Raw genomic sequence first — 21529 nt, forward strand, 5'->3', positions numbered from 1 at the left:
CGATTTCTGATGAAAAGTTTCAGTAATGTTGCAGGAGGTAAACGAAAAACGGCCCTAGAATATCTCTAAGGCCGTTTTTTTAAGGTGTTTGCAGAGAGAGCGGGATTCGAACCCGCGATACCCTTTTGAGGTATACACACTTTCCAGGCGTGCTCCTTCAACCACTCGGACACCTCTCTGTTTCTCCTGCAAATATACAGCAATTGTCCGCATACTTGCAAGCTTCGGGCACGATCTATAAGGTTATTTCGCCGCGGAGATCATCCATCAGCAACTGTTTCATCTCAGAGAGAGGCAATTGCTGCCCCAACACAAACATCATCTTTGTGATAGCCGCTTCCGTTGTGATGTCCGCTCCCCCGATCACGCCCATTTCCAGCAGGTAACGGCTGGTTTCGTAATGGCCCTGGTCTACCCGGCCCTCGTCGCACTGCGACACATTTAGGATCAGGATGCCACGGTCGATGGCATTGCTGAGGCAGTCCAGCAGCCAGGGGGTGGTGGGCGCATTGCCGGACCCGTAGGTTTCCAGCACCACACCGCGCAACTCCGGCGACTCCAGCACACTCCGCACCACGTACGGCGTAATGCCGGGGAATAGCTTCAGGATCGCCACCCGGTACTCCATGTCATAATGCGCCTGAAAGGCTTTCGCCGCGTGCGGCCGGATCGCGCTCCAGTAATAGTCGATGTTGATACCGGCCTTAGCCAGAATCGGATGGTTCTCCGACTTAAAAGCGCTGAACTGCATGCTTTCCACCTTCTTGGCCCGGTTGCCGCGCAGCAAAAGGTTATGGAAATATATACACACCTCAGGCACCGCACTCTTATCCTCAATCTTCGTGGCTGCAATTTGCAGCGCGGAGATCAGGTTTTCACGCGCATCAGTCCGTACCCGCCCGATAGGAACCTGGGCCCCGGTAAAGATAACGGGCTTCTGTAGGTTTTCGAGCATATAGCTTAGCGCTGAGGCACTGTAGGCCATCGTATCGGTTCCATGCAAAATCACAAAGCCATCGTATTTCCCGTAATTCTCCTCCACCAGGCGGGCCATCATCATCCAATCGGCAATAGTCACGTTCGATGAATCGATGGCCGGCTCAATGCTCATCACCGTCAGCAGGTAATGGAACTGCCGCAACTCCGGCACTTTCTGTATAATCTGGCTGAAGTTGAAAGGGACCAAGTGTTTGTGCTCTTCATCGAACACCATTCCGATAGTGCCGCCGGTATAAATGATCAGGATGGATGCCTCCGGATCTTTCGGGGTAGCGGTGTCTATGTCAATCTTGACTACTTTCATCTTAAAGTTTAAAGAGATTAAGCGCGTTAGCGGTTGTCTTCTCAGCCACTGTTTCGAGGGGCTGTTGCATCAGTGCGGCCACCCTGCCCGCAATAAGGGGCAGGTAGACGGGTTCGTTCCGCTTGCCACGGTGCGGAGTGGGTGCCAGGTAAGGGCAATCGGTTTCCAGCACCAGGTCGTCCAGCTCGAGGTATGGCAGCACCTTGTCTAATCCGCCATTCTTAAAGGTAGCCACGCCGCCAATACCCATCAGAAAGCCCAGCTCCTTTACTCTCTGCGCCTCCTCCGGCGTGCCTGAGAAACAGTGGAAAACACCTCTTAAGCTACCATCCTGGGCCTCGGCCAATATCTCGTAAGTCTCGTCAAAAGAATCGCGGGTATGCAGCACAATCGGCAACCGGTATCTTTTTGCCAAAGCCACCTGAATCCTTAAGGCCTCCTGCTGTTCTGCGAGCAGTGTTTTATCCCAGTACAGATCGGTGCCGCACTCCCCGATGGCCGCGAATTCGCGCTTGCCCAGCCACTCCTCCACCAGGTAGAGTTCTTTCTCGAAGTGCTTGTCTACCGAAGTGGGGTGCAAACCCATCATCGGGATACACTGCGCGGGGTATTTCTCGGCCGCCTCCAGCATGGCGTCTATGGAGGTATGGTCGATGTTGGGCATGTAGATTCTGCTCACGCCCGCCTGCCTCGACCGTTCTATAGTTTCGGCCCTGTCCTCATCAAATTTCTCAGAATATATGTGCGCGTGCGAGTCAATCAAAATCATATACCTACATTTAAAATGGAAAGGTAATACGGCATTGAGTGCCATGCAACCTGAAGCTGCAATTTAGAGAGGCCAACTCGAACACATTCGGATAACGCTCAGAGCCTGATTTTTATTCAGATAAAGAGTTTCTAAAGGTAAGGCGGATGTGCTTGCAAAGTCGGCAACGACAGGAACGATCTGTTGCATGAACCATTGATATCCGTTGTAACAGCTAACTTGGCTGCTGAGCGAAAATTTTCCCGGTGAAACGCCAAAAAAAAAAATTAATTGTAGTGCCGCCCTTTCCAGGAAATGCGGACCGGCAGAAAAAAGTAAATGATCAAGGCCACCGACAAGACAACCAGATAGAGCTCAAAAAACACATAGAACCACCAGGAGGCAGACATGCCCAGGCGACGCAGGCAGATATGTATGAAAAGGCTTTGCAGCAGCAGTTTGAAGGCAAAGACGGCCAAGGCAGATCCTACGGAGGTATAGGCAAAAAAAGGAAGCAGCACCGGATAATAGGCCGCGTGCAGGATAAAAATCACCGCCATATAGAGGGGCAAATGCATGGAACCCCGCATCCAGCGTTTGCGCTGGTGCAGCAGTTGCCCGACGTTGGGTGCAGGCTCCGACAGGGCAAGCACCTCCGGAATATATAAGTTCTTGAAGCCCCACCCCTTCCGTGTAAGCGCGTTAAACATGGCAATGTCTTCGGTGACTGAGAACGCAATGCCCTCATACCCTCCTACCGACTCGTAAGCTTCCCGCCGCAGCAGCATGTTGTTGCCCATCGTGGAAACCGGCAAACTCAACTCCGACACGACCTGCATCAGGCCGAGGGCATAAAGCCAGTCCATAGCCTGCAACTTGGCCCAAAAGCCAGGTCCGCTTACTACCGTGATACCCGTTACAACCCCAATACCCGGCTTGAGGCTAGCCAGCATGCTGTTCACCCATTCCGGCGGCACAGTGATGTCGGCATCCGTGAAAAGAAAGTAATCGGTGGTGGCATGCCGCGCCAACTGTGCCAGCACATTGGCTTTCCCCTGTGTTTTACCCTGCTGCTGAATGGAGAAGCAAGTATGATTCGGACGATTTCGGATAAATTCTTCTATCACGGCGCGGGTAGCATCCGTGGAGGCATCGTCCCCTATTAATACTTCCAGCTTTTCAGGAGGGTAATTCAGGGCTTCGATGGATTGCAGACAGCGCAGGATCGTGTGCTCCTCGTTACGGGCGGCTATTAGAATGCTTACGCGCGGCAAACCCTGCACTGGCAGGGCACACGCATGGAGGGGGCTGCGGTGAAAAACCAACAGGGCCAGCAAAATCAGAAAAAAGGTAAAGTATACTATAAAGTAGGCAACCGAAATGATCATAGCGTCTCAAACGAATAGCCGAGCCCGGAAAAATGCTCAAGGAAGCGCGGCAGGACATATTGCATGTTTCGCTGCGCCTTCAGACTGTCGTGGAATACGATGATACTCCCTTTTTGGGTATACCGCAGGGATTGCTGCAGGCATTTCTCTGGTGAGAGCGTGGCGTCATAGTCGTTGGTGAGGATATCCCACATGACCAATTCATACCCCGGTCGCAGCACGCTGGCTTGCCTGCCCGTGATCCGGCCATAGGGTGGCCGAAATAAACGCTTTGCCTGATGTGGCTGCAAAACCTCCAGTTGCTGTTGGCATAAGGCAATGTTTTGCACGTAATCATCCAGCGCTGTTTGCCAGCCTTTCAGGTGGTTATGGGTATGGTTGGCGAGCAAGTGGCCTTCTGCCAGAGCCCGCCGGGCTAACTCCGGGTATTTCACCAGGTTATCGCCTACACAGAAGAAAGTCGCTTTTGCCCCATAGGTGCGCAGTTGATCCAATACCCAGGGAGTTACTTCCGGCACGGGGCCATCATCAAACGTGAGGTATAAGGTAGCGGCTGCGACCGGACGATGCCAGGTATAACCCGGCATTAGCTTCTTAAGCAGGGAGGGAGTTTTGTAGAGGCGGAACAAAAGGCTGAGTAAGCGTGAAACAGATAAAGTGCGGCTGGCTGATACAGCAACCGCATTTTGCAGGTAGCTGTTACTTAAAGCGGCAAGATAGCAGCGTAATGTCGTCGCTGAAGCTTATCTCATCATTAAACATTTTGATCTCATCGAGCAGCTGGCGGTGCATGGTCTTCGAACTCATGAAGCGACTGCGCTTCAGGAAACTCACGGTTCCCTCGATCCCGAACTCCTCCTCATTCTTGTCGAACACCTCGGTCAGGCCGTCGGTATAGCAAAGCAGCACGGCCTTCTCCGGCACCTGCACCTTCGCCACCGTCATGAACGGCAACACATCGAAAACGCCTAGCATGGTACAGCCATCGTTGAGTAGCGCATGCGTGTCGTTTTCATACAAGAGGATTGGGGCATTGTGGCCTGCGTTCACATAACACAACTCCCGGGTCTTGCGGTTGTAGGTCGCCACGAAAGTAGTTATGAACTTCTCGGCGATCGCGTTTCGGTAAATGAGGTTGTTTAACTCCTCCACTACTTTCCCCAGGTCCGGAGTCTGCCGGAGCAAGGTCCGGAGCCCTGCCTGGAAATTGGACATCAGCAGCGAGGCCGGCACCCCTTTCCCGGACACATCGGCCACGCAGAACAGGAACTGGTCCTGGTCAATCTCGATAAAGTCGTAGTAATCGCCCCCGATAGAAGAATGGGGTATGTAACTGGCGAAGATGGTAACGTCCTTGTCGTTGGGCAGCGACTTCGGGAAAAGCATCGACTGCACTTCGCGGGCAATCTCGATTTCCTTTCGGATGGACTCCTGCACTAACCGCTGCCGGGCCATCTTGTGGTTTTCAATCGCCACCAGCATGATGTTGCTGACTGTCTGCACAAAGCCCAGGGCTCCCAGGTTCTGGTAATAAGGCTGAATCTTGCCAATCATCACGAAGGCCAGCACTTTGCCGTTGTGCAGGATCGGGATCACGATATCAAAGGCACGCCACTTTTTATCAACCCCAAGCTTAGAGGTTTTGGAGATCTCTGTAATGCCCATGATGCCGTCGGGCAGCGGGTGCTTCGTAAAATCCTGCTCTGTGCCGAAACACACTTTGCATTCCCAGTCCTCGTCGCGCACAAAAAGCACCAAACGGCTGATCTGGAGCTGCGCCAGCAACGTGAAACGGTATATCTTAAAGAGGGCCGCTTCCGGCAGGTTGTCGTTGATAGCCTTCGTGATCTCCAGCAATGCCGAGAGTTCCAGCTTCTTCAAATTGAGCTCCTGCTGTGTATTCGGTGTGATGATTTCAGACATTATTAAGTTGTATTTTGGGGTCATAAGCGTCGCGGAGGCCGTTGCCTAACAGGTTGAAGGCCAGCACAAGGACGCTGATGCATATACTCGGCAAAACTACTAAAAAAAGACCAGCCTGAGCACCAATCAGCTGAAAACCTTCATTCACCATCATCCCCCATGATGGTGCCGGCGGTTGTACACCCAGGCCCAGGAAACTCAAACCCGCCTCAATCAGGATGGCTGCGGCAAAGTTTGCTGTGGCAATAACTATAAGCGGCCCGAGAATGTTTGGAAGGATATGCCTAAAAACAATCCGGTACTGGGGTATTCCCAGCACTTGGGCGGCCTCTACATAATTCTTTTCTTTGAGGCTGAGCACCTGCCCGCGCACCACCCGGGCCACCTCCACCCACATGGTCAGGCCCACCGCCACAAAAGCCACCCATACCCCTTTGCTGTCGAGGGCCAGGCTAATAGCGATGACCAGCATAATGCCCGGCACCGACCAAACCACGGTCATTAAAAACAACATCAGCTTATCTACCCAGCCGCCAAAGTAGCCGCCGGTTGCCCCCACCGTTACCCCGATCAGCAGGGAGATGAGCACCGCCACAAAGCCAATGCCCAGCGAAATACGCGTCCCCAGAATTAAGCGGCTCAGTACATCCCGCCCGGCTTTGTCGGTGCCGAGCCAAAATGTTTTCTTCTGCACATACTCCAGCTCCAGCACCGCCTTAGTGCGCTCATAGTCAGATGGTTTATACTGATCACCTAAAACATCGCGTAAAGCAAATACTTGCGGGGCATCCGCCAACGCATTGTTGCTCCGCACAGGCTGCACCCACAGGCTATCGCCCTGCATGGCATAACGCGCGATAGGCAGTTGGCGGTACGCAGAAGGTGTACCAGATAGGACAGCCTCCAAAAAGCCGACATCTTCCCCGATCCGGAGAGGCTTCGGCAGCAGTAATACTTGGGTAGTGTAACCGGGGGATTTCTTCTGAAGCTGTACCAGCCCGTTGTTGGCATGCGGCGTGGAATCTGGCATGATGGCATACCCAGCGAGTGCCACCAACACAGCCAACAGGATTACCCCTAAACCGAACATGGCCGGCTTGTTCTGCAACAGCCGCTGCCGGATATAGTAAGATGGGGGTCGGGATGGAGGTGGGGCGACGCTGGCGTGTAGTGCCATTTAGATAGAGTTGTGCACTACCAGCCCGGCCTTGGTGGCCAGGTAGTAATACTCCTGGCACTGCCTGCTAAAACTGGCTTCGTCGTAGGTATGGTCAGTGTCCTGGTCTGGATACAGAATCTTGACGTACCCTTGGCGGATAAGCGCCTGAAGCCCGGCACACATTTCCTCATCGCTGAGCGAGAGCGTGCTCCGCAAGTCTGCATAAGAGGTCACGAAGTAAAGTTCGTCCAATAAATCAAATTCGTTTTCGCTCATGTATTGCGTATTATTCTTCCCTTCCAGCGGTAGCGCCCCAGCAAGCCGCAGGAGCCTGTGAACACCACGTACGGCACGTAAACCAGTTGCAGTGGCAACATATACCAGAGGTACTTCCTTTTTCCGAGGAAGCCCAACACTGATTTTAAAAATAAGAAATCCACGGTAAATTTCGCAAGATATGCCGTAATAAATATCCACAGCGGCATACTGCCCGTGATGACCAGCGCGATCGCCAGGAACAACAGGAAATTCACCATGAACACCGTCACTGCTATTAACTGCACCGCAAGGCTCTGGTATGATTTCCATTTACTTGCCCATCTAACGCGTTGCTGCACAAAGGAAATCAGCGTTTTACGAGCATCTGTATAAACAATCGCTTTATCATTCTTAATGAAGAGCACTTTGCCCGGGTACTGCTCATGCACCTTGTGTAACAGGAACTCATCATCGCCGCTGGCTATATGCTCGTTTCCGGTAAACCCTGCCACGCTGTCAAAGATATCCTTGCGGTAAGCCAGGTTCGCTCCGTTGCACATGTTCGGCTGATTCATACCGATGGAGGCCCCTCCGATTCCAATCAGGCTGGCGAATTCCACCAGCTGCATCCGCTCAAAGGCTGTCCGGGTATGATGAAAGCTAACGGGGCCAGAGATGAAGTAGGGCTTGTGCAAGCGGAACAGGTAGGCATACTGCCGCAGCCATTCGGGACCCACCCGGCAGTCACCATCCGTAAATACCAACAGTTCTCCCTGCGCCATCTCTACCCCTTTCTGTACGGCTGCCTTTTTCAACTGCATGGCGGGGTAATCCTGCAACTTTAACACCCTTATATTCAGATGGGAACCAACCATGTACTCATGTACTACCTGAAGCGTAATATCCTCAGAATGGTCGTCTACTATCAGCACCTCGATGAGTTCCTTGGGGTATAGCTGCTGCTCTAGGTCCTGCAGCAGCAGCCTAATGTTTGCTGCCTCGTTGCGCACAGGTATGATGATGGAAAGCCGTACATCGGGATGATATGACAGTGGCGCGTCTGAGACAGGCAGCTCATGCCAGGCCACCCTGCGTTGCAGAATGATCCAGGCATAGGCCAGCAGCGAAAAGGTAAGCAGCCAGATCAAGCGAGCACCTCCTTACGGGCAAAGCGCAGCCGCAGCACAAAGTACAGCCCAAAGGCACTTGGCACTGCTATGTTCAGGAGCCAGAGCGTGAGGCTGGCACTAAGCACCTCTAAGCGCCCCTGCCCCAGCATCCCAAACAAGAACATAGCTGACAGCTCCCTCACCCCCAGGTCTGAGATCAGGCTGACAGAAGGCACTACTGATTTTAAGAAAAACGTACCGGAAACCCCGCAGAAGTAAGCCAACAGACTAAGCTTCACTCCAAAAAACATCAACAGCAGCACGAACTGGATCAGAAACACGAAGTATCGACCCAGTGAAAGCACAAGCAGCTTGTTTAGTTCGGGACGCGTATAGGCAGACATGATGGCGATATAGGGCACAAACCGCTTGAGGGGGCGCACCGCACTAACCAAGGCCACCATGGCGCGGGCATTATAAAGCAGCGACAGGGTGATTGCAACGAAAGCGATAAACAACACCATAACACTCATAAAAACAGCCGGATACTGCTGCCAGTAAAAGTTATAGACAAAGTAAGTCAGCCCCAAAGTACCCGCCAGCACCGTAGCCACCAACTGGCAAAACCGCCCCATAAAGATGGCGCCGATCGCCTCCAGCCTCTGCTGACTTTTCAGCTCCAGTACACGCCCGGCATAGTCGCCGAGGCGGTTCGGGGTAATAAAGCCGAGGGTCAGTCCAACCATCACGGCACGGTATGCCTGCCAAAATGCCATCGGCTCCACCCTCTGCCCCAACAGTTGCCACTTTCCCGCCTCAAAGCCCCAATTAACAGGTATAAGCACCACGGCGCACAAAAGCAGCGCGTAGCCTTGGGGGTTACCCCAGGCCTGCCGCAATATGCGCTGCCAGGTCAGCAGCATGTCAGGGGCCGTGAAGACTGCCTGGTACAGCAGCAAAAGCGTCAGCGCCACCACAATCGCTTTCCCTGTTAGCAAAAGGAATTTCCGATGGAGATTTATGTTCAAGATAATATCGCTATTTTTGCAGCTATGGCTTCCCTTCCCGCACTCCCCCCCAACAAATTCATCCTTGGCATCGACCCCGGCACGCAGGTGATGGGGTATGGCCTGATTGAGGTTACAGGGGCAAAGGTGCGTGTGGTGCAGTACGGCGTAATCCACTTGAAAAGCTACAGCAACCACGCTATAAAGCTAAAGAAAATTTTCGACCGTATGATACAGCTCATCGACGAGTACCTGCCCGATGAACTGGCCATTGAGTCGCCCTTCTTTGGCGTGAACGTGCAGAGTATGCTGAAACTGGGCCGGGCGCAGGGGGTTGCCATCGCCGCCGCCCTCTCCCGCGACATCCCCTATGTGGAGTATGCCCCCAAAAAAGTAAAGCAGTCTGTAACCGGTAACGGAAATGCCTCGAAGGAGCAGGTAGCCAGCATGCTGGTGCAAATCCTGAAGATACAGCCAGACCCCAAACTACACGATGCGACCGATGCCCTTGGCGTGGCGCTGTGCCACCATTACCAGAAAGGCAACAACGCCAAGCAGGGTGGCAAGTCCTGGAAGAGTTTTGTGCAGGACAACCCCGACCGCCTGGCTGCGAAATAGTACAGCTATTTTACTCTCGGTTTAATAAACGGCAGGCGCTACTTCCTCGTAGCAATAGCGTCTTTAGTATAAGCCGCCCGCTGGCAGCGTTATCATCATCACCTACCCGATAATTCTTGGACCATTCCCCCGGCAGTTGTAGCTTTATACCGTTTTTCTCGTTTAGTGTTATTTCATCCTTATCTTTATCCCTGCAAGCGCTTCAAGTTAGTGCTTTTGTAGATTCGGCTTGGTTTGAAAACCGTGCACGATTGGTCTTTTTAAAGCACGGACGAGGAAAGCAAGCCCACTGGTTTCTGGACAAATAGCTGTCCGGGCTCCGGAAAGTGGACAAACCAGGGTATAGCCGCTTGACTGTGAAACATTGGGATACGCTTGGATAACCTTGTGCTTCCATCCGACCGTAGAAGCAAAGAAGTCTTTGGGAAGACACACCTTTTTTTGCCGGCGCACTTATGCGGAGCCAGCCGGATTTCATCTGACAACGAATGGATTCAAACAACAATAAGAAGACACCCGCTACCAGTTCACGTAAATATGTCCTTTCCAGAAGAGCTGACCGTCTTTTCCTGGAGCTATACCGGATATATAGCTTCATCGCCCGTTTTTTCAGGGAGGTGCTTTTCCCGCCATATGAGTTTAAGGAAATCATCAAGCAGTGCTATGAGGTAGGCGTGCGGTCACTGCCGCTGATGTCTGTCACGGGTTTCATCATCGGCATCGTATTTACCAACCAGTCTAGGCCTTCCCTGCGCGATTTTGGGGCTACGTCCCTGCTCCCCGCTTTGATTTCTGTGGCCATTGTGCGCGCCATGGGCCCTTTGGTTACGGCTATCATAGCTTCTGGCCGGGTGGGGTCCAGCATCGGCGCGGAATTAGGTTCTATGCGGGTAACGGAGCAGATCGATGCGATGGAGGTTTCCGCCACGAATCCATTTAAGTTTCTGGTAGTAACCCGCGTGCTCGCCACCACTTTCATGATTCCGGCCCTGACCATGTATACTACACTTGTGGCGCTAATGGGAGGGTATCTGAATGTGCACCAAAACGAACTGACGACCATTACCACCTTCTTCACCCAGGTTTTTGATGCCATCACTTTTCTCGACATCATCTCTTCTTCCGTAAAATCAGTGCTGTTCGGCTTCACCATCGGGATGGTGGGCTGCTACAAAGGCTATCATTCTTCCAAGGGCACCGAGGGCGTGGGCAAGGCGGCAAACACGTCGGTGGTGACGGCAATGTTCCTCGTGTTTATCGAGGAACTACTAGTGATGCAGGTTATTAATGCGATCAGAGGCATATAGCCGCTACTTGACATGAAAAAAATCAACCCAAATATAGACAGGAACCATAAGGTTATTGAGATCAAGGGGCTACAAAAGGCCTTCGACGATTTTGAGGTACTCAAATGTGTTGACCTGGACCTGTACAAAGGCGAGAACCTGGTCGTGCTGGGCCGTTCGGGCACCGGTAAGTCCGTTCTGATCAAGATCATTTCGGGCCTGCTGCGCGCCGACACGGGCGATGTGAACGTGTTGGGCAAGGAAGTGGGCCACCTAACACCCAAGGAACTAGATGCGCTGCGCCTGAAGATCGGTTTTTCCTTTCAGAACAGCGCCCTTTACGATAGCATGACCGTGAAGGAGAACCTGGAATTCCCGTTGGAGCGCCATTCCAAGGACATGACGCAGCGTGACCGTAACCGGGTTATTGACATTGTGCTGGAGGCTGTTGGACTGTCGCAGGCCATGCACCAGATGCCCTCGGAGTTGTCCGGTGGGCAGCGCAAGCGCATCGGTATCGCGCGCACGCTGATTCTACGCCCCGAGATCATGCTTTATGATGAGCCGACAGCCGGACTAGACCCGATCACCTGCATCGAGATTAACAACCTGATCAATGAGGTGCAGCGGCGCTTTAACACCTCCTCCATCATCATCACCCACGACCTGACCTGCGCGCGCGCTGTGGGCGACAGGGTGGTGATGCTGCTCGATGGCGAGTTTAAGCGGGAGGGCACCTTTGAGGAAGTGTTTGCCACAGACGACAAGCGCGTACAAGCTTTTTATAATTACAACTTTATAGACTAAATGAGCACTGCAGATAATAAACGTTCCGTCATCGTCGGCATTTTTGTGTTGCTGGCGATCATCATACTGGTGGCTGGCATCTTTACCCTGGCCGGACAGCAAAAACGCTTCATCAGCACCATCTCACTGCATGCCGTGTTTGATGACGTGGCAGGCCTGAAATCGGGCAACAACGTATGGTTCTCCGGCGTGAAGGTAGGCACCATCAAAAAGATCGAGTTCGTGGGCAAGTCGCAGGTGAAGGTGACGATGAGCGTGGAAGAGAGCGCCCAGCAGTATATCCGCAAGGATGCGGTTGCCCGCATCAGCTCCGAGAGCTTTATTGGCAACAAGAATATTGTACTGGAGGGCGGCAGCCCGCAGGCCCCGCCGGTTAACGACGGTGCCCGGATAAAAGCCGCCAACCCGCTGGACACCGACGAGCTGATCGAAACGCTTCAGAAGAACAATAACAACCTGGTAGCCATCACCAACGACATCAAGCAGCTCACTTCCGGCCTGGTGAAGGGACAGGGCACGATTGGCAAGCTGATGAAGGACTCGACGTTGGCAAACGACTTCGAAAGTATGGTGGCCAACCTGCAACGCACCTCTCAGAACACTGTGCAGGCCTCGCAGTCGCTGAACAGGTTTACTGCTACCCTCAACAGGCCGGGCGGTCTCGTGAACAAGGCCTTAACGGATACCACGGTGTATAGCCAACTGCAGCGCTCGATGGCACAGTTAGAGGAAGCGACAACCGCCGCCGCCGCCCTTACGCAAAACCTGAAAGCAACCAGTACCCGCCTGAACAATGAGAACAATGCTGTAGGCGTGCTGCTGAGCGACGAGGAATTTGCCCGTAACCTGAAAAGCACGATGCAGAACCTGGAAACGAGTTCTGAAAAGTTTGATGCCAACATGGAAGCCCTCCAAAGCAACATTCTGTTCAGGGGCTTTTTCAGAAGGCAGGAGAAGGAGGAGGCAAAGCAACTCGAGGAACTGCAAAAATTAGAACAGCAAAAGCAAGACACCACCTTGCCTGGAGGAACTTCTGGGAAGAAGCAGTAAAGCCCCCATCCGCGCATAAAAAAGGGGGGGAGAACCAGAACGTTTGTTCAGGTTCTCCCCCCCTTTTTTGTGGGTTAGGGTTTTAACGCCTATCCCTCGTAAGCGGCCTTTATTTTCTGGGCTACCGCTTCAAACACCTCTTGGCTGAACTGCTGCTTATTGGCAAAGTTCATGTCCTGCATGCTGTTCAGCGGAATCAGGTGCACGTGGGCATGCGGCACTTCCAAGCCTACAACGGCCACCCCCACGCGTTTGCAAGGCACAGCCTTTTCCACGGCCAGAGCTACTTTTTTGGCGAAAGCCATTAGCCCGAGGTATAGCTCATCGTCCAGGTCAAAAAGGTAGTCGATCTGTTGCTTGGGTATAACCAGGGTATGGCCTTTGGTAGTCGGGAACACATCCAGAAAGGCCAGGTAACGATCGTCTTCCGCCACTTTATAGGCTGGTATCTCTCCGTTTACAATCTTTGTGAATATGGTCGCTTCCATGGGCTTAACGGCTAATTTCCAGAATCTCGAACTCTATCTTACCGGCAGGCACCGTGATCTCGGCTACATCCCCGACAGATTTACCCAACAGGCCTTTGCCGATCGGCGACTTTACTGATATTTTACCTGCTGCCAGGTTTGCTTCCTCCTCTGCCACCAGGGTATAATCCACGACCATGTTGTTCTTCAGGTTCTTCAGCTTCACCTTAGACAGGATGAGCGCCTTACTGGTGTCCAGGTGCGTTTCATCAATCAGGCGGGCATTGCCTACCACCTCCTCCATCTTAGCGATCTTCAGCTCCAGGTGGCCCTGGGCGTCTTTGGCAGCGTCGTATTCGGCATTCTCGCTCAAGTCGCCTTTGTCGCGTGCTTCAGCCAGTTGGCGGGCCACTTCTGCGCGGCCTTTTGTCTTGAGCTCAGCCAGATCGTCTTTCAGTTTCTGCAAACCTTCGGCTGTGTAATAAGAAATGTTGCTCATAGTATAGTTCTCACGTTTAAAACACAAAAACAAAAAGAACGGTTATGGCTCGCATAACCGTTCTTTTTGCCAAATATGTACATTTAATTTTAATTCTTGCTGCGGTGCCTGGCACAGGCGTATGGCATACGCTTTCGTTTGTTTACACCCCATAGCAAAGCCCTTAAGCGCCCTCGCTATGGAACAAATATACAAATTTTGCATTACAAGTAACAACAGGCCACTATAAATGTTGCGTGCCACTATGGGCCGCTGTTCAGCCTCTTTATACCTGCCTTAACAGCTGTATCTTGTCTACCAATACCTCATTTATCTTTACGTAAGATTCGTGCGTCCAGCCGGCAATGTGCGGGGTCAGGATCACATTATCTGCAGTAGCCAGGTAGTCAAAATTTTCCTGCTGAGGGGCGGTCAGGGTCTTCAGTTTTTCGTTTTCCAGCACATCCAGCGCAGCGCCCTTTACCTTGCCGGCTTTAAGTTGCTGCACCAGGGCTGTTTGGTCCACCACATCGCCGCGCGAAGTGTTCAAGAACCATATAGGCTTCCGGAAAGCCTCAAAGAACGCGCTGTCCGCCATGCCCAGGTTTTCGGGGATGTATGGAATGTGGAAGCTCACGACATCCGCCCGGGCCTGCAACTCCTCCAACGATACGCGCTCTGCCGGGGACGTTATCTTTTCCGGGGCAAAACGGTCGTAAGCCAGGATGCGGCACCCGAAGCCCTGCAATACGCGGGCAAAACTCTGCCCCATGTTGCCATACCCAATGATGCCGATGGTCTGGTTACCGATCTCCTCTCCCCTGTTCTCCTCCCGCAGCCATACCTTGCCGCGCACCTGCTTGTCGCTTCGGTTGATGTTGCGCACCAACGACACCAGCAACCCGAGGGTAAACTCCCCTACCGCCTGCCGGTTGCCCTCATTGGCCCCCAGCAATGCAATGCCGCGAGCCTTCAGGGCCTCCGCGTCGATGTTATCCACGCCGGCTCCTGCCCGGGCCACAAACTTGAGTTGGTTGGCAAATGCCAGCGTGTCAGCGGTGATGCGCATCTTGCTCCGCACGATCAGGCCGTCAAAGCCCGCCAAAGCTTCCCGTACCTCCTCCGGCTTGATGTCCGGTCGGTAGTCTGCAGTGGCCCCGATACGCGCGAGCATCGGGAAAATGCTTGGGTAAATTTCGTCGATAATCAGGATGCGCATACGGGTATGAGGTTTGGTTTATTGGGTGAATGAGGCATGCTTTATAAGCTAGGTTTGCTGCGTAATTACAGGTTATACAGCATGTGTGCTATACCAAAGTAAATGGCTAAGCCGAGCAGGTCGTTGGCTGTGGTGATGAAGGGCCCGGCCGCCACAGCGGGGTTGATGCCGAACTTATCCAGGATCATGGGGGTGATGGTGCCCATGAGCGAAGCCAGGATAACAACTGAGAAAAGCGCTACCGACACCACCACCGAGAGCTTCAACTCGTGCCGGAAGAGGTAGGTGAATGCAAACACCAGAATGGATATGATGAGGGCATTCAGCAAAGCCACCATGATCAGTTTGAGAATACGCTGGGCAAAATTATCAAACATCACCGAGTTGGACGAAAGCGTCTGGATGATGATGGAGGAAGACTGGATGCCTACGTTCCCGCCCGTTGCCGTAATGAGCGGCACAAAAAGCGCCACCGCCGGTAACATCGCGATATCGGCCTCAAACAAACCCATAAACTGGGCAGCCAACAAGCCACCCACCATCCCGATGATGAGCCAGGGCAAACGGGAACGCGAGATCCGGAACACGCTGTCATCCTCCTCCACATTCTCAGTAATACCGGTCATGAGCTGCCGGCTTAACTCGGCCTGCTCCTGCATCACGTCTACCACGTCATCGATGGTGATCCGGCCAAGCAGGCGCCCCTGTATGTTCACAACGGGTATGGCTTCCAAGTCATAGCGCTGCATCACACTCACGACCTCGTTTTCATCCCGAAACGACTCAATCGCGATCACATCGGGGTTATATATCTCCTTTACCGGCGTATCGTCGCGGGAGAGCAGCAGTTTCTTCACGCTGACGCGGCCCACCAGAATATCCTTGTTATCGGTCACGTACACGGTATAAATCCGTTCCACGTCCTCAGCCTGCCGACGGATCTCCTCGATGCAGTGCCGCACCCGCCAGTTCAGGTTCACCTTGATAAGCTCTTTCCCCATCAAACCGCCGGCGCAGTCCTCCTCGTAATGGAGCAGGTCCAGGATGTGGGCGGCCTTCTCCTCGTTATCGAGCAGGGCAATCACTTCCTCACGCGTCTGCACCGACAGCTCGTTTAGGATGTCCACCGCGTCGTCTGAATCCATCAGGTTGACGTAGCGGGCAATCTCAGCGCTGGTAAAATAGTCCAGGAAGTCGTTGCGGATGTCGTAGTCCAGGTCGCTGAGGATCTGCGCACCTGTGTCGGGGGGCAACAGGTCCATCACGTACTTCGACTCGTTGGTATCCAGCTCGTAGAGCACGGTCGTCACATCGGCCGGGTGCATGTCGGCCATGGTCTCCAGTATAAAGGCGTTATCCTTCCGCTCGATGGCTTCCTCTACCTGCTCAATGTACTCCCGGGTTATCTCTACCTGCTGCATCCTTGTCTTATCAAATGTTCTGCGCCACCATGTTGGTCAGGGCCACGAAATCCTGCACCGAAAGCTGCTCGGCGCGCTTGTCGAACACAGGCTGCGTGGTAACTTCCGGAGGCAGGTTAAAACTACGCAGCGAGTTGCGCAGCGTTTTGCGGCGCGTGCCAAAGCTCAGCTTTACCACCTGCTTGAACAGCACCTCGTTGCACTCCAGCCGCTCCACCTTGTTACGCACCAGGCTGATAACGGCAGATTTAACCTTTGGCGGCGGGTTGAACACGTTTTCGTGCACTGTGAACTTGTAGTCGATGGTATAAAACGCCTGCAGCAGCACACTCAGGATACCGTAAGCCTTAGACCCCGGCGGCGATGCCAGGCGCTCGGCCACCTCTTTCTGGATCATACAGACAACCTCCGGCACCGCGTCCCGCTGCTCCAGCACCTTAAAGAAGATCTGGCTCGAAATGTTGTAAGGGAAGTTCCCGATGATGGCGAACTTGCCCGGGAACAGCGTGGTCAGGTCCGTTTTCAGAAAGTCCGCGGAGATGATGCGATCGCCCAGTTCCGGGAAATGCTCTTTCAGGAAAGCAATCGACTCACGGTCAATATCCACTACGGTGGTGCGGTAGGCATGGTGCTGCAACAGGTACTTGGTCAGCACGCCCATGCCCGGCCCTATCTCCAGCACGTCGCTTACCCCATCGGGCAGCGTCAGTTGGTCCACAATCTTCCGGGCAATGTTCTGGTCCGTCAGGAAGTGCTGGCCCAGGTGCTTTTTTGGTTTTACGTTGCTCACACGGTGCTTTTTATGGTTTCCGGGCAAAAAGGTATACTTTCTGGCGCAAACCCGTTATATGTTTAAGCGCTGAAGCGGCCTGGCATTCGCTGCCACTCGCTTTTCGCATTCCATTTTATACTTACTATATTGCAGCACCAAAGATACGAACGACAAATGCCAACGCAACTTAAATACAATACAAGCTTAACGAAAAATGCAGACCTCGTGCTGGTAGTCGCCGCCGACAAAGCGGCCCAGGCGCCGGAACTGCAGCCGGAAGAACAGTCCTATGTGGCCCAGCAAGTGAAGCAGGAAGCCAAGCTTATCTCGCTGAACCGGTACTCGCACCACCTCTACCTGCTGGTATCGCCGGAAGCAAAGACGGAGGCCCTGAAGCAGGAAGCCTTGCGCCAGGCGGGCCATACCTTACTGAAGCAGCTAAAAGCCGATAAGGTGGCCAACATCACGGTACTGGACCAGACCGGCGCTCAGGCGGGTTTATACGTGGCGGAAGGCCTTTACCTGAGCAACTACCAATACCAGAAGCACAAGACCAAAGACGCCAAGCCCAGCCCCCTGCAAACCATCACGGTTGCCGACGAGCAGGTTAGCGGCGAAGCAGTAGAGGAACTGGCTAACGTGTTGGAGGCGGTATACCAGGTGCGTGACTTAGTGAATGAGCCCCACAGCCACCAGACGGCCGAGCAACTCAGCGAGCAACTGGTTGAGTTGGGTCAGCAGGCGGGCTTCAAGACCGAAGTGCTAGACCTGATCAAGATACAGTCTTTAAAGATGGGGGGCCTGGTGGCCGTAAACCAGGGTAGTGCAGAGCCTGCTACCTTTAATATATTAGAGTGGAAACCGGAGAACGCTAAAAACCAGAAGCCTTATGTGCTGGTGGGCAAAGGCGTGGTGTACGATACCGGCGGACTGAGCCTCAAGCCTACGCCGCAGTCGATGGACTACATGAAATCGGATATGGCTGGGGCTGCCGCGGTGACGGGGATTGTGTATGCCGCTGCCAAAAACAAGCTGCCGCTGCATATCATCGCCCTTATTCCGGCCACCGATAATCGCCCAGGCCCTAATGCTGTTGCACCAGGTGATGTGATCACCATGTACAGCGGCCTGACGGTGGAGGTGCTGAACACAGACGCGGAAGGCCGCCTGATCCTGGCAGATGCGCTGAGCTTTGCTAAAAAGTACAACCCGGAGCTGGTGATCGACTTTGCCACCCTGACCGGCTCCGCCATGCGTGCCGTAGGCCAGGAAGGCCTGGTGGTGATGGGCACTGCTGGCGAAGAGGTAATGGCCGGGTTAAAGCAGGCAGGAGACAACGTGCACGAGCGCACGGTGGAGTTTCCGCTCTGGGATGAGTACAAAAAGCAACTCGAGTCTGACATCGCCGACCTGAAAAACTTAGGCGGCGCCAATGCCGGGCACATCACGGCTGGCAAGTTCCTGGAGGCTTTTACCGATTACCCTTGGGTGCACTTTGATATTGCAGGCACCGCCTACCTCCATAGCGAAGACAGCTACCGCGGCAAGATGGCCACCGGCTCCGGGGTTCGGCTAGTATATAACTACTTTAGCGCATTGGCACGATAATCTAACATGGACAAAAAGATAAAACCGAGACTCGGTATCAGCATCGGCGACACCAACGGCATCGGGCCGGAGGTAGTGGTCAAAACGCTTTCGGATCAGCGCATCCTTAATTTCTGCACCCCGGTTATATACGCCTCGGCCAGCTTGCTAAAGCAGGTTAAAAAAGCGTTGAACGCCGAACACTTCAATTTCCAGGAATCCGCCTCGGCGCAGGCGCTGACGCACCGGAAGATCAACGTCATTACCTGCTGGGACGATGAGCTTGAATCGAACCCGGGCCACCCGACACCTGCCTCAGGCAAAGCATCGCTCGACTCGCTGCTGGCTGCCAGCCGCGACCTGAAAGCGGGTTTACTCGACGGACTCGTGACAGCCCCCATTGACAAAGACAACATACAGGCAGAGGACTTCCGTTTTCCGGGCCATACCGAGTTCCTGACTTCGTACTTCGACGCTGCCGAGAGCCTGATGCTGTTAGTGAGCGGCGGGTTACGGGTGGCCACCGTAACGGGCCATATGCCCCTGAAGGAGGTGTCATCCCGCATAACAGAGGAACTCTTGATCCGGAAGATGACCATTCTGCTGGACACGCTCCACAACGACTTCGGTATCCTGAAGCCACGCATCGCGGTGCTGGGCCTTAACCCGCACGCCGGTGAGAAAGGATTGTTAGGCAAAGAGGAAGTGGAGATCATCCGCCCTGCCGTGGTACAGATGAAAGAGCGCGGGCACCTGGTGTTTGGGCCATACCCTGCCGATGGCTTTTTCGGGATGCGCCAGTTCCAGCAGGTGGACGCCGTTTTAGCCATGTACCATGACCAGGGCCTGATTCCGTTTAAAACATTGGCCTTCGAGAACGGCGTGAATTATACCGCGGGCCTACCAGTGGTGCGCACCTCACCAGACCATGGCACGGCTTATGACATAGCAGCCAAACACATAGCCAGCGAAACCTCTTTCCGCGAGGCTTTGTTCCTGGCCTGTGATGTGGTCCGGAAGCGCCAGGAGGCGGCTATGCCCACGGTTTAATTAGGACAGAATATTTTATTTATCAGAAATATATTCTAATTTTGCATCTTGCAATAAAAAGTCGGTTGTGAAGAAGTTAAGAGACTATGAAATCGGCATCGCGAAACTCGCTAACAAGGAGCACTTGTACGAGTTCGAACTGGATGATTCTTTCTTTGACCTGTTCGGGAAAGAGTTCATCTTAGGCGGTAACCTTGTTGCACAAGTGAAGCTGGATAAAACAGAGGCGCTGTTAACATTTGAGCTAGCCATCAACGGCCATGTTCGCCTGGTGTGCGATAGAAGTCTGGACGAGTTTGACTACCCGATCGAGACAGAAGGCGCGTTCCGGATCAAGTATGGCGATGAGAACACTGAACTAGACGACGATCTGTGGCAGATAACAGCCAACACGCAGTCCATTAACATTGCCCAGCACCTGTATGATTACATTGGGTTGGCAGTACCCATGAAAAAGCTTCATCCGCGTTTTGTAAGCGAGGACGAAGAAGCGGAAGACAACGACAAGGATATCCTGATCTACTCTTCCCGTATTAAAGCGGACGACGACGAGGGGAATGATGACGACGATGACGATGAGGTGGATCCCCGGTGGGACGCGCTCCGCAATTTGAATTAGTGAATCAAGAAATTAATAAAGCATAAACCAAAGTAAATTTCTAACTAAAAATGGCACATCCTAAACGTAAGATTTCGAAGACCAGAAGAGATAAGAGAAGAACTCACCAGAAACTCTCTGAGAAAGCCATTGCTCTTTGCCCTACTACAGACACCCCTCACCTGTATCACCATGCATATGTGGTAGAAGGTGACCTGTTCCACAAAGGCAAACTCGCAATCAAAAATTATACAGCTAACGCGCAGTAAGGCTTAGCCTGCTATAGTTTTAGTTCTGTATATCCCAAAACACCCCCTGTAAATGAGAATCGCTTTAGACGCCATGGGCGGCGATTTTGCACCTGAGGCTATTGTGAAGGGTGCTGTGCTGGCTGCTCAGGAGCTCAACAATGATGAAGAAATCCTGCTGATCGGCAAGGAGGACGTCATTCATTCGCTGCTCAAAGAGTACGGCTTCACTGGCAAGAACATTGCTGTGATGCATGCCTCCCAGGTAATTGAAATGGGTGAGCACCCCACAAAGGCGCTCACCCAAAAGCCTGATTCGACCATTGCCGTTGGCTATGGTTTGCTGAAGGCTCAGAAAGCCGATGCTTTTTGCAGCGCCGGCAACACTGGTGCGATGCTGGTAGGCGCTATGTTTAGCATTAAAGCGGTAGAAGGCGTTTTGCGCCCTTCTATTGCCAGCTTTGTGCCCAAACTCAGTGGAGGCTTCGGTGTGATCCTGGATGTAGGCGCCAACGCCGACTGCAAGCCTGAAGTGCTGGAGCAGTTTGGTGAACTAGGCTCTATTTATGCGGAAAACGTGCTGGGCATCCAGAACCCGAAGGTAGGCCTGATGAACCTGGGCGAGGAAGAGGGCAAAGGAACAATGCATACGCAGGCGGCCCATCAGCGGCTAAAAGTGAACAAGCACATCAACTTTATCGGCAACATCGAAGGGCGCGATCTCTTCAACGACAAAGCCGATGTGATTGTGTGCGACGGTTATACCGGCAACATCATTCTGAAGCTCGCTGAATCGCTCTATGATATCCTAAACGAAAAAAACATCAAGGATCCTTTTTTCGACAAATTCAATTACGAGGCGGCAGGCGGCAGCCCGATCCTGGGCATTAACGGCAATGCCGTGATCGGCCACGGTGTATCCAGCCCACGGGCAGTATGCAACATGGTGCTGCAGGCCCAGAAGATGGCAGCCTCTAACCTTTCAGAGCGCTTTAAGAAAAACTATAGCGCTTAGGGGGTTACAATAAGCCCG

General features: G+C 53.2%; 23 protein-coding genes and 1 tRNA gene. 9 read left to right on the forward strand and 15 right to left on the reverse strand.

Annotation, left to right across the window (positions count from 1 at the left end):
- Positions 1 to 91 precede the first annotated feature (91 nt).
- The 10 genes from ACXYMU_RS09385 to ACXYMU_RS09430 form a co-directional block, all read right to left on the reverse strand.
- Positions 92 to 179: transfer RNA gene (locus ACXYMU_RS09385), tRNA-Ser, on the reverse strand.
- 56 nt (positions 180 to 235) lie between these two features.
- On the reverse strand, positions 236 to 1303 hold the full coding sequence (locus ACXYMU_RS09390) for an asparaginase (protein WP_458986121.1): 1068 nt from the start codon (positions 1301 to 1303) through the stop codon (positions 236 to 238).
- Position 1304: 1 nt separating this feature from the next.
- Complete coding sequence (locus tag ACXYMU_RS09395) at positions 1305 to 2072, reverse strand: TatD family hydrolase (RefSeq protein ID WP_458986122.1); 768 nt, start codon at positions 2070 to 2072, stop codon at positions 1305 to 1307.
- A gap of 266 nt (positions 2073 to 2338) precedes the next feature.
- Positions 2339 to 3439: a glycosyltransferase gene (locus tag ACXYMU_RS09400; RefSeq protein ID WP_458986123.1), complete on the reverse strand. Its 1101-nt coding sequence runs from the start codon at positions 3437 to 3439 to the stop codon at positions 2339 to 2341.
- Positions 3436 to 4068 carry a polysaccharide deacetylase family protein gene (locus ACXYMU_RS09405; protein WP_458986124.1) on the reverse strand — a complete coding sequence of 211 codons (633 nt, stop codon included), beginning with the start codon at positions 4066 to 4068 and terminating at the stop codon, positions 3436 to 3438. Before ACXYMU_RS09405 ends, ACXYMU_RS09400 begins: the two co-directional genes overlap by 4 nt.
- Before the next feature lie 70 nt (positions 4069 to 4138).
- Positions 4139 to 5362 (reverse strand): PP2C family protein-serine/threonine phosphatase, encoded by a 1224-nt coding sequence (locus ACXYMU_RS09410; RefSeq protein WP_458986125.1) that lies wholly within the window; start codon positions 5360 to 5362, stop codon positions 4139 to 4141.
- Positions 5355 to 6539, reverse strand: coding sequence for an ABC transporter permease (locus ACXYMU_RS09415; RefSeq protein ID WP_458986126.1), 1185 nt, complete (start codon positions 6537 to 6539; stop codon positions 5355 to 5357). Before ACXYMU_RS09415 ends, ACXYMU_RS09410 begins: the two co-directional genes overlap by 8 nt.
- The gene (locus tag ACXYMU_RS09420; RefSeq protein ID WP_458986127.1) at positions 6540 to 6797 is read right to left on the reverse strand and encodes a hypothetical protein; all 258 of its coding nucleotides are present in this window, start codon (positions 6795 to 6797) and stop codon (positions 6540 to 6542) included.
- On the reverse strand, positions 6794 to 7927 hold the full coding sequence (locus ACXYMU_RS09425) for a glycosyltransferase (RefSeq protein ID WP_458986128.1): 1134 nt from the start codon (positions 7925 to 7927) through the stop codon (positions 6794 to 6796). The genes ACXYMU_RS09420 and ACXYMU_RS09425 overlap by 4 nt, the downstream gene beginning before the upstream one ends.
- Entirely contained in the window at positions 7924 to 8916 is a 993-nt protein-coding gene (locus tag ACXYMU_RS09430; RefSeq protein WP_458986129.1) for a lysylphosphatidylglycerol synthase domain-containing protein, read from the reverse strand. Before ACXYMU_RS09430 ends, ACXYMU_RS09425 begins: the two co-directional genes overlap by 4 nt.
- Before the next feature lie 24 nt (positions 8917 to 8940).
- Between ACXYMU_RS09430 and ruvC the strand changes: the two genes are divergently transcribed.
- The 4 genes from ruvC (at position 8941) to ACXYMU_RS09450 (ending at position 12656) form a co-directional block, all read left to right on the forward strand.
- On the forward strand, positions 8941 to 9513 hold the full coding sequence (gene ruvC / locus ACXYMU_RS09435; RefSeq protein ID WP_458986130.1) for a crossover junction endodeoxyribonuclease RuvC: 573 nt from the start codon (positions 8941 to 8943) through the stop codon (positions 9511 to 9513).
- A gap of 488 nt (positions 9514 to 10001) precedes the next feature.
- Positions 10002 to 10820 (forward strand): MlaE family ABC transporter permease, encoded by an 819-nt coding sequence (locus ACXYMU_RS09440; protein WP_458986131.1) that lies wholly within the window; start codon positions 10002 to 10004, stop codon positions 10818 to 10820.
- A gap of 12 nt (positions 10821 to 10832) precedes the next feature.
- Positions 10833 to 11606: an ABC transporter ATP-binding protein gene (locus ACXYMU_RS09445; protein WP_458986132.1), complete on the forward strand. Its 774-nt coding sequence runs from the start codon at positions 10833 to 10835 to the stop codon at positions 11604 to 11606.
- Positions 11607 to 12656, forward strand: coding sequence for an MlaD family protein (locus ACXYMU_RS09450; protein WP_458986133.1), 1050 nt, complete (start codon positions 11607 to 11609; stop codon positions 12654 to 12656).
- 89 nt (positions 12657 to 12745) lie between these two features.
- On the opposite strand, the gene ACXYMU_RS09455 is transcribed toward ACXYMU_RS09450, so the two are convergent.
- The 5 genes from ACXYMU_RS09455 to rsmA all read right to left on the reverse strand — a co-directional run bounded on the left by ACXYMU_RS09455 (position 12746) and on the right by rsmA (position 17031).
- Positions 12746 to 13144: an HIT family protein gene (locus tag ACXYMU_RS09455; RefSeq protein ID WP_458986134.1), complete on the reverse strand. Its 399-nt coding sequence runs from the start codon at positions 13142 to 13144 to the stop codon at positions 12746 to 12748.
- 4 nt (positions 13145 to 13148) lie between these two features.
- Positions 13149 to 13622, reverse strand: a complete 474-nt coding sequence (gene greA / locus ACXYMU_RS09460) for a transcription elongation factor GreA (RefSeq protein WP_458986135.1) — start codon at positions 13620 to 13622, stop codon at positions 13149 to 13151.
- 265 nt (positions 13623 to 13887) lie between these two features.
- Complete coding sequence (locus ACXYMU_RS09465; RefSeq protein ID WP_458986136.1) at positions 13888 to 14820, reverse strand: NAD(P)-dependent oxidoreductase; 933 nt, start codon at positions 14818 to 14820, stop codon at positions 13888 to 13890.
- A gap of 65 nt (positions 14821 to 14885) precedes the next feature.
- Positions 14886 to 16241, reverse strand: coding sequence for a magnesium transporter (gene mgtE / locus ACXYMU_RS09470; RefSeq protein WP_458986137.1), 1356 nt, complete (start codon positions 16239 to 16241; stop codon positions 14886 to 14888).
- A 10-nt stretch (positions 16242 to 16251) separates the two neighbouring features.
- Positions 16252 to 17031, reverse strand: a complete 780-nt coding sequence (rsmA, locus tag ACXYMU_RS09475; RefSeq protein ID WP_458986138.1) for a 16S rRNA (adenine(1518)-N(6)/adenine(1519)-N(6))-dimethyltransferase RsmA — start codon at positions 17029 to 17031, stop codon at positions 16252 to 16254.
- Between the two features lie 156 nt (positions 17032 to 17187).
- On the opposite strand from rsmA, the gene ACXYMU_RS09480 reads away from it, so the two are divergent.
- The 5 genes from ACXYMU_RS09480 (at position 17188) to plsX (ending at position 21511) form a co-directional block, all read left to right on the forward strand.
- Complete coding sequence (locus tag ACXYMU_RS09480; RefSeq protein WP_458986139.1) at positions 17188 to 18621, forward strand: leucyl aminopeptidase family protein; 1434 nt, start codon at positions 17188 to 17190, stop codon at positions 18619 to 18621.
- 6 nt (positions 18622 to 18627) lie between these two features.
- The gene (gene pdxA / locus ACXYMU_RS09485) at positions 18628 to 19650 is read left to right on the forward strand and encodes a 4-hydroxythreonine-4-phosphate dehydrogenase PdxA (RefSeq protein ID WP_458986140.1); all 1023 of its coding nucleotides are present in this window, start codon (positions 18628 to 18630) and stop codon (positions 19648 to 19650) included.
- A 67-nt stretch (positions 19651 to 19717) separates the two neighbouring features.
- Positions 19718 to 20269: a YceD family protein gene (locus ACXYMU_RS09490; protein ID WP_458986141.1), complete on the forward strand. Its 552-nt coding sequence runs from the start codon at positions 19718 to 19720 to the stop codon at positions 20267 to 20269.
- 50 nt (positions 20270 to 20319) lie between these two features.
- A complete protein-coding gene (gene rpmF / locus ACXYMU_RS09495) occupies positions 20320 to 20517 on the forward strand; it encodes a 50S ribosomal protein L32 (protein WP_458986142.1) in 198 nt (65 codons plus the stop codon).
- 52 nt (positions 20518 to 20569) lie between these two features.
- Positions 20570 to 21511: a phosphate acyltransferase PlsX gene (gene plsX / locus ACXYMU_RS09500; protein ID WP_458986143.1), complete on the forward strand. Its 942-nt coding sequence runs from the start codon at positions 20570 to 20572 to the stop codon at positions 21509 to 21511.
- The last annotated feature ends 18 nt before the right edge of the window (positions 21512 to 21529 follow it).

It is taken from the genome of Pontibacter sp. CAU 1760, from assembly GCF_054482735.1.

Bases quoted from the DNA above. Each gene is read 5' to 3' on its own strand.
- ruvC (WP_458986130.1), top strand. From the start codon at position 8,941: ATGGCTTCCCTTCCCGCACTCCCCCCCAACAAATTCATCCTTGGCATC.
- mgtE (WP_458986137.1), bottom strand. From the start codon at position 16,241: ATGCAGCAGGTAGAGATAACCCGGGAGTACATTGAGCAGGTAGAGGAA.
- ACXYMU_RS09455 (WP_458986134.1), bottom strand. From the start codon at position 13,144: ATGGAAGCGACCATATTCACAAAGATTGTAAACGGAGAGATACCAGCC.
- plsX (WP_458986143.1), top strand. From the start codon at position 20,570: ATGAGAATCGCTTTAGACGCCATGGGCGGCGATTTTGCACCTGAGGCT.
- ACXYMU_RS09450 (WP_458986133.1), top strand. From the start codon at position 11,607: ATGAGCACTGCAGATAATAAACGTTCCGTCATCGTCGGCATTTTTGTG.
- ACXYMU_RS09400 (WP_458986123.1), bottom strand. From the start codon at position 3,439: ATGATCATTTCGGTTGCCTACTTTATAGTATACTTTACCTTTTTTCTG.
- ACXYMU_RS09440 (WP_458986131.1), top strand. From the start codon at position 10,002: ATGGATTCAAACAACAATAAGAAGACACCCGCTACCAGTTCACGTAAA.
- ACXYMU_RS09395 (WP_458986122.1), bottom strand. From the start codon at position 2,072: ATGATTTTGATTGACTCGCACGCGCACATATATTCTGAGAAATTTGAT.
- ACXYMU_RS09445 (WP_458986132.1), top strand. From the start codon at position 10,833: ATGAAAAAAATCAACCCAAATATAGACAGGAACCATAAGGTTATTGAG.
- ACXYMU_RS09465 (WP_458986136.1), bottom strand. From the start codon at position 14,820: ATGCGCATCCTGATTATCGACGAAATTTACCCAAGCATTTTCCCGATG.
- greA (WP_458986135.1), bottom strand. From the start codon at position 13,622: ATGAGCAACATTTCTTATTACACAGCCGAAGGTTTGCAGAAACTGAAA.
- ACXYMU_RS09480 (WP_458986139.1), top strand. From the start codon at position 17,188: ATGCCAACGCAACTTAAATACAATACAAGCTTAACGAAAAATGCAGAC.
- ACXYMU_RS09410 (WP_458986125.1), bottom strand. From the start codon at position 5,362: ATGTCTGAAATCATCACACCGAATACACAGCAGGAGCTCAATTTGAAG.
- pdxA (WP_458986140.1), top strand. From the start codon at position 18,628: ATGGACAAAAAGATAAAACCGAGACTCGGTATCAGCATCGGCGACACC.
- rpmF (WP_458986142.1), top strand. From the start codon at position 20,320: ATGGCACATCCTAAACGTAAGATTTCGAAGACCAGAAGAGATAAGAGA.
- ACXYMU_RS09390 (WP_458986121.1), bottom strand. From the start codon at position 1,303: ATGAAAGTAGTCAAGATTGACATAGACACCGCTACCCCGAAAGATCCG.
- ACXYMU_RS09420 (WP_458986127.1), bottom strand. From the start codon at position 6,797: ATGAGCGAAAACGAATTTGATTTATTGGACGAACTTTACTTCGTGACC.
- ACXYMU_RS09415 (WP_458986126.1), bottom strand. From the start codon at position 6,539: ATGGCACTACACGCCAGCGTCGCCCCACCTCCATCCCGACCCCCATCT.